Raw genomic sequence first — 15,469 nt, forward strand, 5'->3', positions numbered from 1 at the left:
CCTACAAGGACACGCTCAACCTGCTGCAGACGCCCTTCGCGATGCGGGCGAACGCCAAGGTGCGGGAGCCGGAACTGCAGGCCTTCTGGAAGGCGCACGATCTGTATGGGCGGCTGAGCCGCGGCAACCCGGGCGACCCCTTCACCCTCCACGACGGACCGCCCTACGCCAACGGCGCCCTGCACGTGGGGCACGCCCTCAACAAGATCCTCAAGGACATCATCAACAAGCACGCCCTGCTGCAGGGGAAGCGGGCCCGGTTCGTGCCGGGCTGGGACTGCCACGGCCTGCCGATCGAACTGAAGGTGCTGCAGGGCCTGGGCAGTGAAGAGCGGCGGCAGCTCACCCCCATCGACCTGCGACGCCGGGCCCATGCCTATGCCCTCGAGCAGGTGGAGGGCCAGATGGGCGGCTTCCGGCGCTGGGGCATCTGGGCCGACTGGGACGAGCCGTACCTGACCTTGAACAAGGAGTACGAAGCGGCCCAGATCGCCGTTTTCAGCAGGATGGTGCTGGCCGGCCACATCTACCGGGGCCTCAAGCCGGTGCACTGGAGCCCCAGCTCCCGCACCGCCCTGGCCGAGGCCGAGCTGGAGTACCCCGACGGCCACACCTCCCCCAGCGTCTACGTGGCCTTTCCGGTGGTGGAGCTGCCGGAAGCCGTGGCCGGGCTCCTGGCGGCCGCCGGCATCGACGGACCCACCGATGCGGCCCACCGGGAGCAGCTGTTCGTGGCCATCTGGACCACCACCCCCTGGACCCTGCCGGCCAACCTGGCGGTGTCCGTGAATGGCCAGCTGGATTACGCCATCTGCCGTGACGGCACCACCAACGGCGGCACCCCCCGCTACCTGGTGGTGGCCGCCCAGTTGGTGGAGCAGCTGCGCACGAGCCTGGAACGCCCACTCGAACCGCTGCTCACCCTCAAGGGGGCCCAGCTGGAGGGGATCCTGTACCGCCATCCGCTGCTGGATCGCACCAGCCCCGTGGTGATCGGCGGCGACTACATCACCACCGAGACCGGCACCGGCCTGGTGCACACGGCCCCTGGCCACGGCGTCGACGACTTCCACACCGGCAACAAGTACGGCCTGCCGGTGCTCTGCCCGGTGGACGAGGCCGGCACCCTCACCGCCGAGGCCGGCCCCTTCGCCGGGCTCAACGTGCTCAAGGACGCCAACCCGGCGATCATCACCGCCCTGCGGGATGCCGGGCTGCTGCTGGCCGAGCAGCGCTACGAGCACCGCTACCCCTACGACTGGCGCACGAAGAAACCGACCATCTTCCGGGCCACCGAGCAGTGGTTCGCCTCCGTCGACGGCTTCCGCGCCCAGGCCCTGGAGGCGATCGCGGCGGTGGAGTGGCTGCCGGCCAGCGGCCGCAACCGCATCGAGGCGATGGTGCGGGACCGGGGCGACTGGTGCATCTCCCGCCAGCGCTCCTGGGGGGTGCCGATCCCCGTCTTCTATCACCGCGAGACGGGCGAGGTGCTGCTCAACGCCGACACCCTGGCCCACGCCGAGGCCCTGATCGGCGAGCACGGCTCGGACGTGTGGTGGGAGCGGGACGAGGCGGGCCTGCTGCCGCCGGCCTGGGCCGACCAGGCCGACCAGTGGCGCAAGGGCACCGACACGATGGATGTGTGGTTCGACTCGGGCTCCTCCTGGGCCGCCGTGCTGGAGGGCCGGGGGCTGGGTTATCCCGCCGACCTCTATCTGGAGGGCTCCGACCAGCACCGCGGCTGGTTCCAGAGCAGCCTGCTCACCTCGGTGGCGGTGAACGGAAAGGCGCCCTACCGCCGGGTGCTCACCCACGGTTTCACCCTCGATGAGAAGGGCCGCAAGATGAGCAAATCGCTCGGCAACGTGGTGGACCCCCTCGTGCTGGTGGAAGGGGGCAAGAACGAGAAACAGGAGCCGGCCTACGGCGCCGACGTGCTGCGGCTGTGGGTGAGCTCGGTGGATTATTCCGCCGATGTGCCGCTGGGGCCGGGGATCGTCAAACAGCTGGCGGATGTGTACCGCAAGGTGCGCAACACGGCCCGCTACCTGCTGGGCAACCTGCACGATTTCGTGCCCGCCGAGCATGCCGTGCCAATCGCGGATCTCCCCCTGCTGGATCGCTGGATGCTGCAGCGCACCGCCAGCCTGATCGAGGAGGTGAGCGCCGATTTCGAGCGCTTCGAGTTCTACCGCTTCTTCCAGGCCCTGCAGAACTTCTGCGTGGTGGACCTCTCCAATGTCTATCTCGACATCGCCAAGGACCGCCTCTATGTGAGTGCGGCCGGCGACGCCCGGCGGCGCAGCTGCCAGACCGTGCTGCACCTGGTGGTGGAACGGCTGGCGGGGCTGATCGCGCCGGTGCTCTGCCACATGGCCGAGGACATCTGGCAGAACCTGCCCTATCCGGTGGCCGAGGCCTCGGTGTTCGAGCGGGGCTGGCCCACGGTGCCGGCCACCTGGGCGGCACCGGAGCTGGTGGCGCCGATGCAGCGGATCCTGGAGCTGCGCGCCCAGGTGAACCGGACGCTGGAGGGCTGCCGGGGCCGGGGCGAGCTGGGCGCCTCCCTCGAAGCCCAGGTGCAGCTGGAGCTGGCGGGGTCGGCGCCCCTGCGGGAGGCCCTGGACCTGCTGGCCACCAGCCCCCACCCCGAGGTCGACAACCTGGCCGACTGGCTGCTGGTGTCGGCCCTGCGCCTCGGCGGCGCGCCGCTGGAGGCGCCGCTGGCGGAGATCGGGGAGGAGGGCGTCACGGTGCGGATCGCCCGGGCGTCAGGCAGCAAGTGCGAGCGCTGCTGGCATCACGAGGACGACATCGGTGCGCACCCCAGCCATCCCAGCCTGTGCGGGCGCTGTGTGGGGGTGCTCGAGCGCCAGGGCGCCGGGACGGCTGGCTGAAGGGGCCGGCAGGACAGCGCCCTGCGCTGGCGGCGGACTCGGCTTCAAGGGGGGGAACAGCCGGGCGCCGAGGCTGAAGGCCCCCGCCAGCAGGCCGGCCAGGGCGATCAGCACACTCCACAGCTGGACCGGACGGAGGGCACCGAGCAGGTCGGCGATGGACAGCTCGGCCGGGTTGAGGGCCTGGGGCCCATGCGGCTCCCGCGCCAGCACCTTCTCCTTCCAGTCGGCGAGCACGCCGTTGAATTCGTTGGAGCCCAGCGCCGTCTCGGCCAGGGGAAGGGTCTGCACGTACCAGTCGTAACCCGGCTCCAGCAATCCCTCCGCCTTCAGTCCGTCTTCGACGATGACCAGCAGCGGCAAGTGCTTGGTGTAGGCCATCGCCGCTTCGATGTGATTCCACGGCGTCGGCAGCCTTGTGTCGGTCAGATTCACCTGACGCGGACCGCCGCGCTTATCGAGACCGGAGGGGAAGTAGGAGCGCTCGAGGGCGATGACGACGATGCCGGAACACTTCTCCATCAGTTCGGTGATGGCCTTCAGCGGTGCATCGGCGCTGAAGGTGTTGCGGCCGACGGTTTTGGGGATCAGGGATTCACTGCGCAGGCGATCTTCGATCGATCGCACGAAGGATTCCTGCTCCGCCGTGGCGGTGGCACCCACACTCACGAAGACGAGTTTCTCCTCCATCCGGCGCCACAACTCTCTGAGCGGAGCCTAACGATGCCCCCTCCGGCGCGCCCGCGCCGATGTGGCCGCCTGCCCATGAATCGATCAGCCTGGGGAGATCCGGGCCTGCGCCGATGTCCCGTCCAGCCCCCGGCCAGCCGCCAGCCACCGCCAGCGGCGACCCCTTCTGGAGCGAGCCGATCGCCGAGCTGCTGGCCAGGCTCGGTACGGGGGCGAACGGGCTGAGCTCCCAGGAAGCGGGCCGGCGCCTGCTCAGCGAGGGCCCCAACAGCCTCGTCGCTCCGGCACGGGGTGGGGCGCTGTGGCTGCTGCTGCGCCAGTTCACCAGCCCGATCATCCTGATCCTGGCCGGCGCGGCCCTGCTCTCCTTCCTGCTGGATTCGCCCACCGACGGGCTGATCATCCTGGTGATCGTGCTGATCAGCGGCCTGCTGGGCTTCTGGCAGGAGCACGGGGCCGCCGGCGCCATGGAGCAGCTGCTGCGCACGGTGCAGACCACCGCTCGGGTGCGCCGCGACGGCAGCGAGCAGCCCATCCCGGTGGCCCAGGTGGTGCCGGGCGATCTGCTGGTGCTCTCGGCCGGGGCCGGGATCCCCGCCGACTGCCGCCTGCTGGAGGAACGGGACCTCAGCCTCAACGAGGCGGCCCTCACCGGTGAGAGCTTTCCGGTGAGCAAGCACGCGGTGGCCGTGGCCGCCGACGCCCCCCTGGCGGCGCGCACCGGGGTGCTGTACTTCGGCACCCACGTGGTCAGCGGCAGCGGCACCGCGGTGGTGGTGCGCACCGGCGCCGCCACCCAGTTCGCGGCCATCGCCGAGCGGCTGCGGCAGCGGAGCCCCGAGACGGACTTCGAGCGGGGCGTGCGCCGTTTCGGCGCCCTGCTGCTGGAGGTGACGCTGGCTCTGGTGATCGCGATCTTCGCGGTCAACGTGTACCTGCGCCGGCCGGTGGTGGATTCGTTCCTGTTCGCCCTGGCCCTCGGCGTGGGGCTCACACCGCAGCTGCTGCCGGCGATCATCTCCGTGAACCTGGCCCAGGGCGCGCGCCGGATGGCCGCCCGCCAGGTGATCGTCAAGCGGCTCTCGTCGATCGAGAACTTCGGCAGCATGGCGATCCTCTGCTCCGACAAGACCGGCACGCTCACCGAGGGCACGGCCCGGGTGGCGCGCAGCTGCGGCATCGACGGTGGCCCCAACCCGGCGGTGCTGCGCCACGCGGCCGTGAACGCCGGCTTCGAGACGGGCTTCAGCAACCCGATCGATGCGGCGATCCGGGAGGCCGGCGGCGGCGATCTCGGCGACTGGAGCAAGCTCGACGAGCTCCCCTTCGACTTCGTCCGCAAACGCCTGAGCGTGCTGGCCCTCCAGGGGGACACGCCGGTGCTGATCACCAAGGGGGCCTTCCTCAAGGTGCTGGAGGTGTGCGACCGGGCCGAGGCTGCCGATGGTTCCACGCTGCCGCTGGCGGCGGTGGAGCCGGAGCTGCGCCGCCTCTATGGCGCCTGGAGCGCCGAGGGGTACCGGGTGCTGGCGGTGGCCGTGCGGCGCTGGCCCGCGCAAGGCTCCCTGGTGCCCCGCCGGGTGCGTCCCCAGGACGAGGCGGGAATGACGTTCCTGGGCCTGCTCGGCCTCAGCGATCCCCTGCGCCCCGGGGTGCGGGACACCGTGGCCGAACTGGAGCGGCTGGGGGTGCGGCTCAAGATCATCACCGGCGACAACGCCCTGGTGGCGGCCCGGGTGGGCCAGGAGGCGGGCCTGCGCAACCCCGAGGTGCTCACCGGCGCCCAGCTGCAGCAGCTCAGCGACATCGCCCTGCCGGTGCGGGCCGAAGCGGTGGATGTGTTCGCCGAGATCGAACCGAACCAGAAGGAGCGGCTGATCCATGCCCTGCGCAACGCCGGCCATGTGGTGGGCTACCTGGGGGACGGCATCAACGACGCTCCCGCCCTCCATGCCGCCGATGTGGGCCTCTCGGTGCAGGGGGCGGTGGACGTGGCCAAGGAGGCGGCCGACATCGTGCTGCTCGAGCCGGACCTGGCGGTGCTGCTGGCGGGCATCCGCGAGGGCCGGCGCACCTTCGCCAACACGCTCAAGTACGTGTTCATGGCCACCAGCGCCAACTTCGGCAACATGTTCTCCATGGCCGGCGCCTCCCTGCTGCTGCCGTTCCTGCCGTTCTTGCCGAAGCAGATCCTGCTCACCAACCTGCTGACCGACCTGCCGGAGATGACCATCGCCACCGACCGGGTGGATCCCGACTGGATCGAGCGGCCGCACCGCTGGAGCCTGCCCTTCATCCGGCGCTTCATGGTCACCTTCGGGCTGGTCAGCTCGGTGTTCGACTACCTCACCTTCGCGGTGCTGCTCTGGGTGCTGAAGGCGGATGCGGCCCAGTTCCGCACCGGCTGGTTCGTGGAGTCGGTGATCTCGGCCGCCTCGATCGTGCTGGTGATCCGCACCCGCGGGCCCCTGTTCCGCAGCCGGCCCTCCCGCTGGCTGGTGGCTGCCACGGTGGCCGTGGTGGGCCTCACCCTGCTGCTGCCCTGGACACCCGTGGGCGCGCTGTTCGGCCTGGTGCCCCTGCCGCCGGTGTTCCTGGCCCTGCTGGCGGTGATCCTGGCGGCCTACGTGGCGAGCGCCGAAACGGCCAAGGGCTGGTTCTACCGGCATCTGGGGCGCTGATGGCCCCAACCCTCAACGCAGTCTTCGCCCACCTTCCGGGCGCGTTCCACTCCCTCGCCGCCGACGTGCTGCTGCGGGGGCTGGAGGCTGGAGGCCTGCTGAGTCCCCCGCTCAGGGGGCGGCGCCGCTCCAGGCGATGCCGGCCAGGGCCGCCAGGTCCCGGTGCCAGCTGGCCAGATCGTTGCGCTCCAGCTGGCGCAGGTGGTCGTGGCCGCAGGCCCGCGCCAGCACCTGCATCAGCGCCACCGTCGAGCGGAAGAAGCGATCCAGCCGCTGGGCGGCGTGCTCGACCTCCAGCCGGCGGCGCAGGTGGGGATCCTGGGTGGCCACTCCCGCCGGGCAGCGGTTGGTGTGGCAGATCCGGGAGCCGACGCAGCCGATCGCCTGGATGGCGGCATTGGCCAGGGCGATCCCGTCGGCCCCCAGGGCCAGGGCCTTGACGCAGTCGGCCGGGGTGCGCAGGCCGCCGGTGACGATCAACGTCACCTGGCCGCTGGCGCCGCGGCGGTTGAGGTGGGCCCGGGCCCGGGCCAGGGCCGGGATGGTGGGCACGGCGATGTGATCACGGAACAGCAGCGGGGCGCCGCCGGTGCCGCCGCCGCGGCCATCGAGGATCAGGTAGTCGGCCCCGGCCTCGAGGGCGAAGTCCAGATCGGCCTCGATGTGCTGGGCGCTGAGCTTGAAGCCCACCGGGATGCCGCCGCTGAGCTCCCGCACCCGATCGCCGAAGGCGCGGAAATCGGCCGGGGTGTGGAGATCGGCGAAGGTGGCGGGGGAGCAGGCCGGCTCGCCTGCGGGGATGCCGCGGATCGCGGCGATGCGCGCCGAGACCTTGGCGCCGGGCAGATGGCCGCCGGTGCCGGTCTTGGCCGCCTGGCCGGCCTTGAAGTGGAAGGCTTGCACCAGGGGCATCAGGGCGTCCCGGTCGCCGAACATCGCCGGGGCGAGCTCGTAGAGGTAGCGGTGGTTGGCGGCCTGCTCCTCCGGCAGCATCCCTCCCTCGCCGGAGCAGATGCCCGTGCCGGCCCGTTCGGCCCCGGTGGCCAGGGCCAGCTTGGCCTCCTCGGAGAGGGCGCCGAAGCTCATGTCCGACACCAGCAGCGGGATCTCCAGCCGCAGGGGGCGCCGGGCCGCAGGGCCGATCACCAGCTCCGTGCCGACCGGCGCATCAACGGCCAGGGGCCGGCGCGCCAGCTGGGCCGTCAGGATCTGGATGTCGTCCCAGAGGGGCAGCTGGGCGCGGGGCACCCCCATGGCCGCTACCGGCCCTTCCGGCCCCACCGCGTCGAGGCCATGCTCGGCGAGTTCGTGGATCAGCTCCAGGTTGGGCTCCTCCGCCGTGGCGTGGGGCGCGGGCATCCCGCCACCATCAGCGACCCCATCCACCGAAAATGTGGTGCCCACCCGATCGGCGGGAACGCGGGCATGGGTGCCGTCGCAGAAGGGGGGCGTGGCGGTCTGCTTGCAGCGGCACAGGAGCGCCCTGCCGCTGCTCTCGGCCACGAAGGACAGGGGGGTGAAGCCGCTGCCTTCGTGGGATCCATCGCAGAACGGCTGGCCCGCTGAGCGGCCGCAGGCGCAATAGAAGTACTCCTTTCCCTGCTCCAGCGTCACGCTGATGGGTGTCCTGGCGGCGACCGTCGGTGCGGGCATCGGACGTCTCGCGAAGGTACGGAGGCCTGGGGCCCCGTTGCCAGTGTGGGCGCCAGAGTGGATCCTGCGAACGCGCGCCGGGACACTGCGCCGGGCCGCCGGGGAGGCCGACATGAAGGCGATGGTGATCGAGGCCTGCTGCGACATGGCGCGCACACCGGCCCCGCTGGTGCCGATGGACCTGCCGCCGCCCGTGCCGGGGCCCGGCGAACTGCTGGTGAAGGTGGAGGTCTGCGGGGTGTGCCACACCGAACTCGATGAGATCGAAGGCCGCACCCCGCCGCCCCGCTTTCCGGTGATCCCGGGCCATCAGATCGTCGGCACCGTGGCCGCCAGCGGCCCCGGCAGCGAAGGCTTCGCTCCGGGCGACGCGGTGGGCATCGCCTGGATCTTCCACGCCTGCGGCAGCTGCGCGTTCTGCCGCAGCGGCCGGGAGAACCTCTGCCCGGCCTTCGTGGCCACCGGCCGGGACGTCAACGGCGGCTACGCGGAATACGTGACCGTGCCGGCAGCGTTCGCCCATCCCCTGCCGGCGGGGCTGGAGGCCGCGTCGGTGGCACCCATGCTCTGCGCCGGGGCGATCGGTTACCGCTCGCTCGAACTCTCCGGCCTGGCCGATGGGCAGGACCTGGGGCTCACCGGCTTCGGGGCTTCGGCCCACCTGGTGCTGCCGATGGTGCGCCACCGCTTTCCGGCCTCGCGGGTGTTCGTGTTCGCCCGCAGCGCCGTGCAGCGGGCCTTCGCCCTGGAACTGGGGGCCACCTGGGCCGGGGCCACCGAAGCCGAATCCCCCGTGAAGCTCCACGCCGTGATCGACACCACCCCGGCCTGGACACCGGTGGTGGCCGCCCTGAAGAACCTGCACCCCGGCGGCCGGCTGGTGATCAACGCCATCGGCAAGCAGGAGGCTGACAAGGCGGCCCTGCTCAGCCTCGACTACCCCCGCGATCTCTGGCGCGAGAAGGAGATCCGCACGGTGGCCAACGTGACCCGCGCCGACGTGCGGGAGTTCCTGGCCCTGGCCGCCGCCGCCGGCATCCGCCCGGAGGTGAAGGAATTCCCCCTGGCGGAAGCCAACCGGGCCCTGCAGGACCTGCGCACCGGCCAGGGGCGGGGGGCCAAGGTGCTGCGGATCGGTTCGGTCTGCGCTGCCGGGAACTGATCAGAGCCCCAGATCGGACAGGCCCGGGTGATCGTCGGGGCGGCGGCCCAGTGGCCAGTGGTACTTCCTCTCGCTCTCTTTGATCGGCAGGTCGTTGATGCTGGCGATGCGGGTGTGCATGAACCCCTGGGCATCGAACTCCCAGTTTTCGTTGCCGTAGGCACGGAACCACTGGCCGGAATCGTCGTGCCATTCGTAGGCGAAACGCACGGCGATGCGGTTGCCGTGGAACGCCCAGAGTTCCTTGATCAGGCGATAGTCGAGCTCGCGGGCCCATTTACGCGCCAGAAACTGCTGGATGGCCTCGCGGCCGCGGACGAACTCGGCCCGGTTGCGCCAGACGCTGTCCGGGCTGTAGGCCAGCGCCACCCGTTCCGGATCACGGCCGTTCCAGGCATCCTCGGCCAGGCGCACTTTCTTCGCCGCCGATTCGGCATCGAAGGGGGGAAAGGGGGGCCTGGGGGATTCCGGAGTGGTCACTGGAGCGGTCATCAAGGCAGCCCTTCCATAGCGCGCGCAGGCTAAGTCGGCTGTTCAGGCTGTCCGGCGTCGCCCGATGATCAGCCGGCACCCGCCGGCGGAGCCAGATCGGCGTGACCTCCCTTGGTGGTCTCACGGCAGTGGTGACGGGGGGCTGGTACGGTCAGCTCCATGACGATCACCCCCCCGTAGGCCACCGCCGCCGTGGCTGCACCCGGTCGGCCCGCTGCCGGGGGACCTGAACAGGGATTGATCCGTACAAGCTTTCCATGACCTTCTCCATCAAGGAGTGGTGGGGCCAGCCCCACCGCGACATCCTCTCGGGCCTGGTGGTGGCCTTCGCCATGATTCCGGAGGCGATCGCCTTCTCCGGCATCGCCGGGGTGGACCCCAGCGTGGGCCTGTTCGGGGCCTTCCTGTTGTCGGTGACCCTGGCGGTGGTGGGGGGCCGCACGGCGATGATCACCTCCGCCACCGGCTCCACGGCCCTGCTGATGACGGGCCTGGTGCAGCAGGGTGAGCTGCTGGGCCAGGGGCTGGGCCTGCAATACCTGCTGGCGGCGGGACTGCTCACCGGGGTCTTCCAGATCGCCTGGGGCTACCTGCGGCTGGCCCACCAGATGCGCTTCGTGCCGCAGCCGGTGATGGCGGGGTTCGTCAATGCCCTGGCGATCCTGATCCTGCTGGCCCAGCTGCCCCAGCTGGGGCTCGATGTCTTTCACCCGGAGACGGTGGTGGTCGAGGCCGCCCAGCTGCCGGCGGTGTGGGGACTGATGCTGCTCACCCTGGCGATCATCTACCTGCTGCCGCGCCTCACCCGGGTGGTGCCGTCGGCCCTGATCGCCATCCTGATCACCACCGGGATCTCGATCGGCCTGGGGCTTGATCTGCCCACGGTGGCCAGCCTGGGCACGCTGCCCGCGGGTCTACCCCGGTTCGCCCTGCCGCAGGTGCCCCTGAGTTTCGGCACCCTGGGCCTGGTCCTGCCCACGGCCCTGGCGATCTCGCTGGTGGGGCTGATGGAGACCTTCCTCACCCAGGACATCCTCGACGACCTCACCGACCAGACCAGCCACAAGAACAGCGAGGCCCGGGGCCAGGGCATCGGCAACATCGTCAGTTCCCTGTTCGGCGGCATGGCCGGCTGCGCGTTGGTGGGCCAGTCGGTGATGAATGTGGGCTACGGCGGCCGCACGCGGCTGTCGACGCTGGCCTCGGGGGTGAGCCTGCTGGCGATGATCCTGCTGGCCCGTGACTGGGTGAACCAGATCCCGATGGCCACCCTGGTGGGCGTGATGGTGATGATCGCCATCAACACCGCCAACATCGGTTCGATCACGGGGATCCGGCGGATTCCCAAGAGCGACACCGCCGTGATGCTGCTCACCGTGGGAATCACCGTGATCACCCACAACCTGGCGATCGGCCTGCTCGCCGGTGTGGCCCTGGCCGGAATCCTGTTCAGCCGCAAGGTGGCCAAGGTGATCGCTGTGGAGAGCCGCCTCGAGGGCGACGACCATCGCGTTTATGTGGTGCGCGGCCAGCTGTTCTTCGTGAGCAGCGTCTATTTCCGGGCGGGTTTCGAGATCCACGAACACCCGGCCCGGGTGACGATTGACATGGCCGACGCCCACATCTGGGACCAGAGCGGCGTCACCGCCCTCGATCAGGTGATCCGCCGGCTCAAGCTCGGTGGCAGCGTGGTGGAGGTGGTGCACCTGAACCGCGAGAGCACCGATCTGTTCGCCCGCATCGGCCAGGCCGAGGAAGCCGGTGGCGGCGGTGGAGCGCTCGGCTCGCTGCACTGAGTCAGCCTGGAGGGCCCTATTTGGGAATCGTGTAGGTGTTGCCCCGCTCACTGCGCACGACGACGCCAAGGAACATTGCCCACGAGAACCAGGGGCAATTGTGGATTGCTCATGGCGAAAGGATGGGCTTCGCGAAAGATTCTTTGTGAGGAAGCACCTGACCTTTGCCATCACCAGGCCGCAGAGAGCATGGGCCCCATGAGACCCATGGCATCAGTGGACTGGAGGGGGCGGCTCAGGTGAGTGGAATGACTTGGACGTTGTCTTCGCCCTCAGCGGGAACCTCTCGGGATGGCGTATCGACTCAACGGACAAATCAACGTCTAGATCAGGCCAATAGAGATGGTCGGCCGTGGGTCGCAGGACGTTGATGATCTGCTGAATCGTAGCCGCTTTGAACCAAGGAAACTCGGCATAAGGAAGGGCCAGCTCCTCATCATCAATAAGCATCCAGATGCAATGGCCAGAAACATTCGTGACCTCAGCCCCCAAAGTGGTTGTTCCAGGCATCGATGATCTCCTGCTGGTGTAACTCAACTAACCGTAAAAGAAGAAAAGCCGAAATTCGCCATCCCGGAAGACGGTTGGTGACAATGGCGCTCCCGAGCTTCATTAACAGAATAGCCCTGCTGCCACGAGCAGGCGAACTTGACCGTTGCCCAATGGCCAACCGAATTCAATAGGGAATCGAGTAGGTGTTGCCCCGCTCACTGCGCACCAGGAAGACGGAGGCGGTCTGCCGGTAGGTGGCCAGGGTGGTCCGGCCATTGCTGGGCTCGGTGATCAGCAACTTGCCGCATTCCTCCTGATCCCCTTGGCCGCAGGTCCAGGGCTCGCCCACCTTCTCCATCTCGATCTGCTTGCCGTCGGAGCGGAAGGTGACCGTGAACGAGGTGGAGCCGCCCGCGACCAGGCAGGCTTCGGCGCGGCCGTTGAAGCTGCAGGTCTGCCAGGCGGCCTGGGCCTGGGCCGCCGGGATTGGCGGGATCAGCAGAGCGGCAACGGCACACAGGGCCACCAGGGGGGATCGCATCGGGCAGGGGCACCGGGAGGATCCACTCTCGTCCCCTCGGTGCCCAGGGCTGCCCCCATTGATGCGGAGGCACGTCACCGCTCAAGGCCACCTGCACGCAGGATCTCGACCAACACATCCAAGGCCTCAGACATTTTCACAGGATTCAGCCGGCCGGCCACTCCAGAAACGATCGAAGAATTCGCAGTGAACAACTTTCCGATGCGCACAAAGCTCTCACGCTTGAGCCCACCTTCGGCAAAGTCACTGTCCGAAAGAGGAATCGCGAGCCTGTCTGCGTAGGACTTGCTTGTGATCTGACACAGCACAAAGTCTCCCATTCCAACATCTGCAATGACCAAGGCCGGCCTGCGCTTGGCTTGCGAGAGGTCGGAATAGGGAAAAGGGATGAGTACGACGTCCCCTATTGCAGGTGGGCCCATGCAGCTTCCTCTTCTGAGTTCAGCCAGTCGGCCGCCAGGGCCGTTTCACTCAAGACAACTCCGCTGATGACAGAGTCAGGGTCGTCACCGGGAACTGAAACGAACACCTTCGCCCCCGCCTTCAGATGGACAGGACTCTGGATTCTGATACGCCCATCTTTTTCAACGACAGCCTCAAATGTGTTTTCCATAGGAATGGTTCAAATGTCCTACGTCAGCGTTCATTCAGCATAGCTCCAATCTTGTCGGTGTGAAAGCAAGTCTCAGCAACCACAGCCTCACAGCTCAACAGCACAGCCCAAGGTCCCGAATCAAGCCAAACCGTCACGAAGGATTGATTCCGAAATCAGCCAGGTAAACAGGGTTGGATGACAGATCAGCGGGCCCGCCTTCGCAACAGCCCACGAGATCGGCCAACAGATCAGCCGCGGAGGGTTGGGCCGCGTCCTCCACGCCCTGCTCTGAGGATTCGAGATACACCGTCAACGCGCGTCGAACCAATTCGGACTTGCTGAGCCGGCGCCGTTGGGCCTGCTCGGTGAGCTGCGCATCAAGGGCCCCGCCCCGCTCAACCCCCCAACCCCCGACAAGCCCGCAACACCACATCGGCGCAGCGGCCGTAGATGGCGGCCCGCCAGGCGGGGCTGTCGATCAGGAAGGCGTCGCGCACCTGGCGGCGGATCGACTCGCGGTGGGGGGTGGGGCGATCGGGCACGGCGTGCAGCCAGGCATCGGCGCGCAGGGCCGCCAGCACCTGATCGATCGGTCGGGTGCCGAACTCCAGGGCCAGGACGGTGAGCTCCACCGCAGGGAGCTTTCGGCGCAGAAACACCGGTACCGACCCCGACACCACCGACGAGCTGGACGGGCCCTGGCCGGGCCGGGTGACCTCCGGGCCATACCAACGCTGCAGCCGCTCCCAGTCGTCGCCTGAGCTGCCGCTGCCGATCAGCTCCCCGTAGCCCCAGGGGCCCAGGCCGGTGTGCAGGTCGATCACCGCCAGGCGGCGGCATGCCGGGCCCAGGTGGTCGGTGAGGATCGTCTCCAGGGTGGACAGCGACCAGCTGGGGCGGCTGCCGCCGTAGAAGAGGCCGGTGGGATGGGTGTACTGACCGCGCTGCAGCGCCGCCTGGTAGGCGGCCATCCCGTGCCCAGTGATGAAGGTCTCCAGCAGGGCGTCGGCCCGTTGCCGCTCGGGCCCGTCCCAGTCGCCGGGCAGCAGGGCGTCGTGGAGGGCGTCGTAGGCGGGGTTCTCGGGCAGGGGGCCGCGGAAGTCGAGGCCGTTGCGGTTGAGATCGATGTTGTGTTCGTTGCCGCGGCGCAGCCAGGCGAAGCCATGGGGGTTGAGGGCATGGATCAGCAGCGCCCCGCCGCCGGCCGGCAGGGCGCCGTGGAGTTCATCCAGCAGAACGCCCACCTGGCAACCGGATCCGGCCAGGCCCTCCACGCCGTGGGTACCGGAAATCAGCAGCAGCAGGGACTCGGGCTCGGCGGGACCCAGGGCCGCCGCATCGATGGCGAGCGGCTCGCCAGCCGGGCCGCGGTGATCGGGCAGGACATGGCTGCTGAGCCGGGCGCAGGCGCCAACGGCGGCGGCCAGGAACGCCTCACGGGCCGAGCGGTAGTCGGGGCGGAAGAAGTCGCTGGTGGCCATGGGGGAGGGTGCGGGGCCGTGGGGGATGAAAACTGGTGGTCGTGGTTGGGGTCACCGCGTAGATGCCGGACCAGCGATAGGAATCGAAGTCAAAGCCCGGCAGAAACAGTGGGCCTCCGCAAGCCTCCACTAGACCCAACCGCCGCGGCATAAGAATGGCAACTGCATTCCTACTCGCGGGACGCGGTAGGGGAATCGCAAATTCGCTTCTCTGCGCTGCCCAGATTGGAAGACGAGAACTTTAGAACATGATCAGGGTATCTGCAGAGGGCTGTCTACTCTAGGGGGTTGCCAAAATGCCTATTACTTCACAGCCTCAAGGAAAGCTGACCAGAGATCATCTGCAATTTGCATTGGTCGCCATGAGTTAACCACTGCAGAACAGTTTGCGCGTATCTCACACGTACCCCTTGAGTCTCCATCGGTAAACTCAAGTGTTGCGCAAGAAATCAAAGGCTCTCTTCCAGAGAGAAAACGGCTTGCGTCTTGCCTAACATCTCCTTGGCCACTGAAGCGTATCGCTGCTCTCGTGGCACGTCCTACGGTCACGTCGGAGAGCAACACATCTTGGACCACAACATCGAACTCACGACGCGACCACTGATTCAACCAAGTTCGTACATCAATTTGTGGCGTCTCAAGATTCATTCCCATCAGCCCCCGCAACTCAGAAAAGAAACCCTTTAAACTACGTGGAGGGTCAGTAAGGCGAAGCGCCAACGGATATCGCATAAGTTGAAATTTTACGAGGTTAAAATGAATTGTTGAATATTTATACACTCCACCTAGGGGAGAGACGGCTTCCACATCGGCATGAAGTTCCTCGACGAATTCGCCTTCGATGCGTGTTGAATGGACTTTCTCGAGGCGGAAACCTGTCGGATTACCTTCGCTGTAAGGCAAGGCCAACATCTTCATTGAAACTTCCACAAAGTCAATATCCTTATCTTTTAGGGCTAAGAGATACCACCTAAAGCGACGCTTCATTT

At 68.0% G+C, this 15,469-nt stretch carries 12 protein-coding genes and 1 pseudogene; 4 read left to right on the forward strand and 9 right to left on the reverse strand.

Annotated features, from left to right (window positions below):
- Nucleotides 1–41: 41 nt before the first annotated feature.
- Nucleotides 42–2,876, forward strand: a pseudogene (gene ileS / locus KUG43_RS08190) (isoleucine--tRNA ligase); the annotation flags it as partial.
- On the opposite strand, the gene KUG43_RS17465 reads toward ileS, so the two are convergent.
- Nucleotides 2,772–3,587 (reverse strand): hypothetical protein, encoded by an 816-nt coding sequence (locus KUG43_RS17465; protein WP_502988591.1) that lies wholly within the window; start codon nt 3,585–3,587, stop codon nt 2,772–2,774. The pseudogene ileS and the gene KUG43_RS17465 overlap by 105 nt on opposite strands.
- Nucleotides 3,588–3,700: 113 nt before the next feature.
- Between KUG43_RS17465 and mgtA the strand changes: the two genes are divergently transcribed.
- Nucleotides 3,701–6,268 carry a magnesium-translocating P-type ATPase gene (mgtA, locus tag KUG43_RS08195; RefSeq protein ID WP_216907950.1) on the forward strand — a complete coding sequence of 856 codons (2,568 nt, stop codon included), beginning with the start codon at nt 3,701–3,703 and terminating at the stop codon, nt 6,266–6,268.
- A 111-nt stretch (nt 6,269–6,379) separates the two neighbouring features.
- Here mgtA and KUG43_RS08200 read toward each other — a convergent pair whose 3' ends face one another.
- A complete protein-coding gene (locus KUG43_RS08200) occupies nt 6,380–7,921 on the reverse strand; it encodes a glutamate synthase-related protein (protein ID WP_216907952.1) in 1,542 nt (513 codons plus the stop codon).
- Nucleotides 7,922–7,964: 43 nt separating this feature from the next.
- Here KUG43_RS08200 and KUG43_RS08205 point away from each other — a divergent pair, with 43 nt between their 5' ends.
- Entirely contained in the window at nt 7,965–9,083 is a 1,119-nt protein-coding gene (locus KUG43_RS08205) for a zinc-dependent alcohol dehydrogenase family protein (protein ID WP_353617979.1), read from the forward strand.
- Here KUG43_RS08205 and KUG43_RS08210 read toward each other — a convergent pair whose 3' ends face one another.
- Complete coding sequence (locus KUG43_RS08210; RefSeq protein WP_216907954.1) at nt 9,084–9,575, reverse strand: nuclear transport factor 2 family protein; 492 nt, start codon at nt 9,573–9,575, stop codon at nt 9,084–9,086. It lies immediately after the preceding gene.
- Between the two features lie 257 nt (nt 9,576–9,832).
- Here KUG43_RS08210 and KUG43_RS08215 point away from each other — a divergent pair, with 257 nt between their 5' ends.
- Nucleotides 9,833–11,371 (forward strand): SulP family inorganic anion transporter, encoded by a 1,539-nt coding sequence (locus KUG43_RS08215; RefSeq protein ID WP_216907956.1) that lies wholly within the window; start codon nt 9,833–9,835, stop codon nt 11,369–11,371.
- A gap of 213 nt (nt 11,372–11,584) precedes the next feature.
- Here the strand turns inward: KUG43_RS08215 and KUG43_RS08220 are convergent, their stop codons facing one another.
- From KUG43_RS08220 to KUG43_RS08245, 6 genes are all read right to left on the reverse strand, one after another.
- A complete protein-coding gene (locus KUG43_RS08220; protein ID WP_216907958.1) occupies nt 11,585–11,881 on the reverse strand; it encodes a DUF2442 domain-containing protein in 297 nt (98 codons plus the stop codon).
- 166 nt (nt 11,882–12,047) lie between these two features.
- Nucleotides 12,048–12,404 (reverse strand): hypothetical protein, encoded by a 357-nt coding sequence (locus KUG43_RS08225; protein ID WP_216907960.1) that lies wholly within the window; start codon nt 12,402–12,404, stop codon nt 12,048–12,050.
- Between the two features lie 74 nt (nt 12,405–12,478).
- Entirely contained in the window at nt 12,479–12,826 is a 348-nt protein-coding gene (locus KUG43_RS08230) for a type II toxin-antitoxin system PemK/MazF family toxin (protein ID WP_216907962.1), read from the reverse strand.
- Nucleotides 12,827–13,150: 324 nt separating this feature from the next.
- Nucleotides 13,151–13,432 (reverse strand): ribbon-helix-helix domain-containing protein, encoded by a 282-nt coding sequence (locus KUG43_RS17315; RefSeq protein WP_216907964.1) that lies wholly within the window; start codon nt 13,430–13,432, stop codon nt 13,151–13,153.
- Nucleotides 13,395–14,480 carry a M14 family metallopeptidase gene (locus tag KUG43_RS08240; protein WP_216907966.1) on the reverse strand — a complete coding sequence of 362 codons (1,086 nt, stop codon included), beginning with the start codon at nt 14,478–14,480 and terminating at the stop codon, nt 13,395–13,397. The genes KUG43_RS17315 and KUG43_RS08240 overlap by 38 nt, the downstream gene beginning before the upstream one ends.
- Before the next feature lie 303 nt (nt 14,481–14,783).
- On the reverse strand, nt 14,784–15,467 hold the full coding sequence (locus tag KUG43_RS08245) for a hypothetical protein (RefSeq protein WP_216907968.1): 684 nt from the start codon (nt 15,465–15,467) through the stop codon (nt 14,784–14,786).
- Between the last annotated feature and the right edge of the window lie 2 nt (nt 15,468–15,469).

It is taken from the genome of Synechococcus sp. CCY 0621 (assembly GCF_019038465.1).
In the GTDB taxonomy this organism is placed as follows: domain Bacteria; phylum Cyanobacteriota; class Cyanobacteriia; order PCC-6307; family Cyanobiaceae; genus Cyanobium.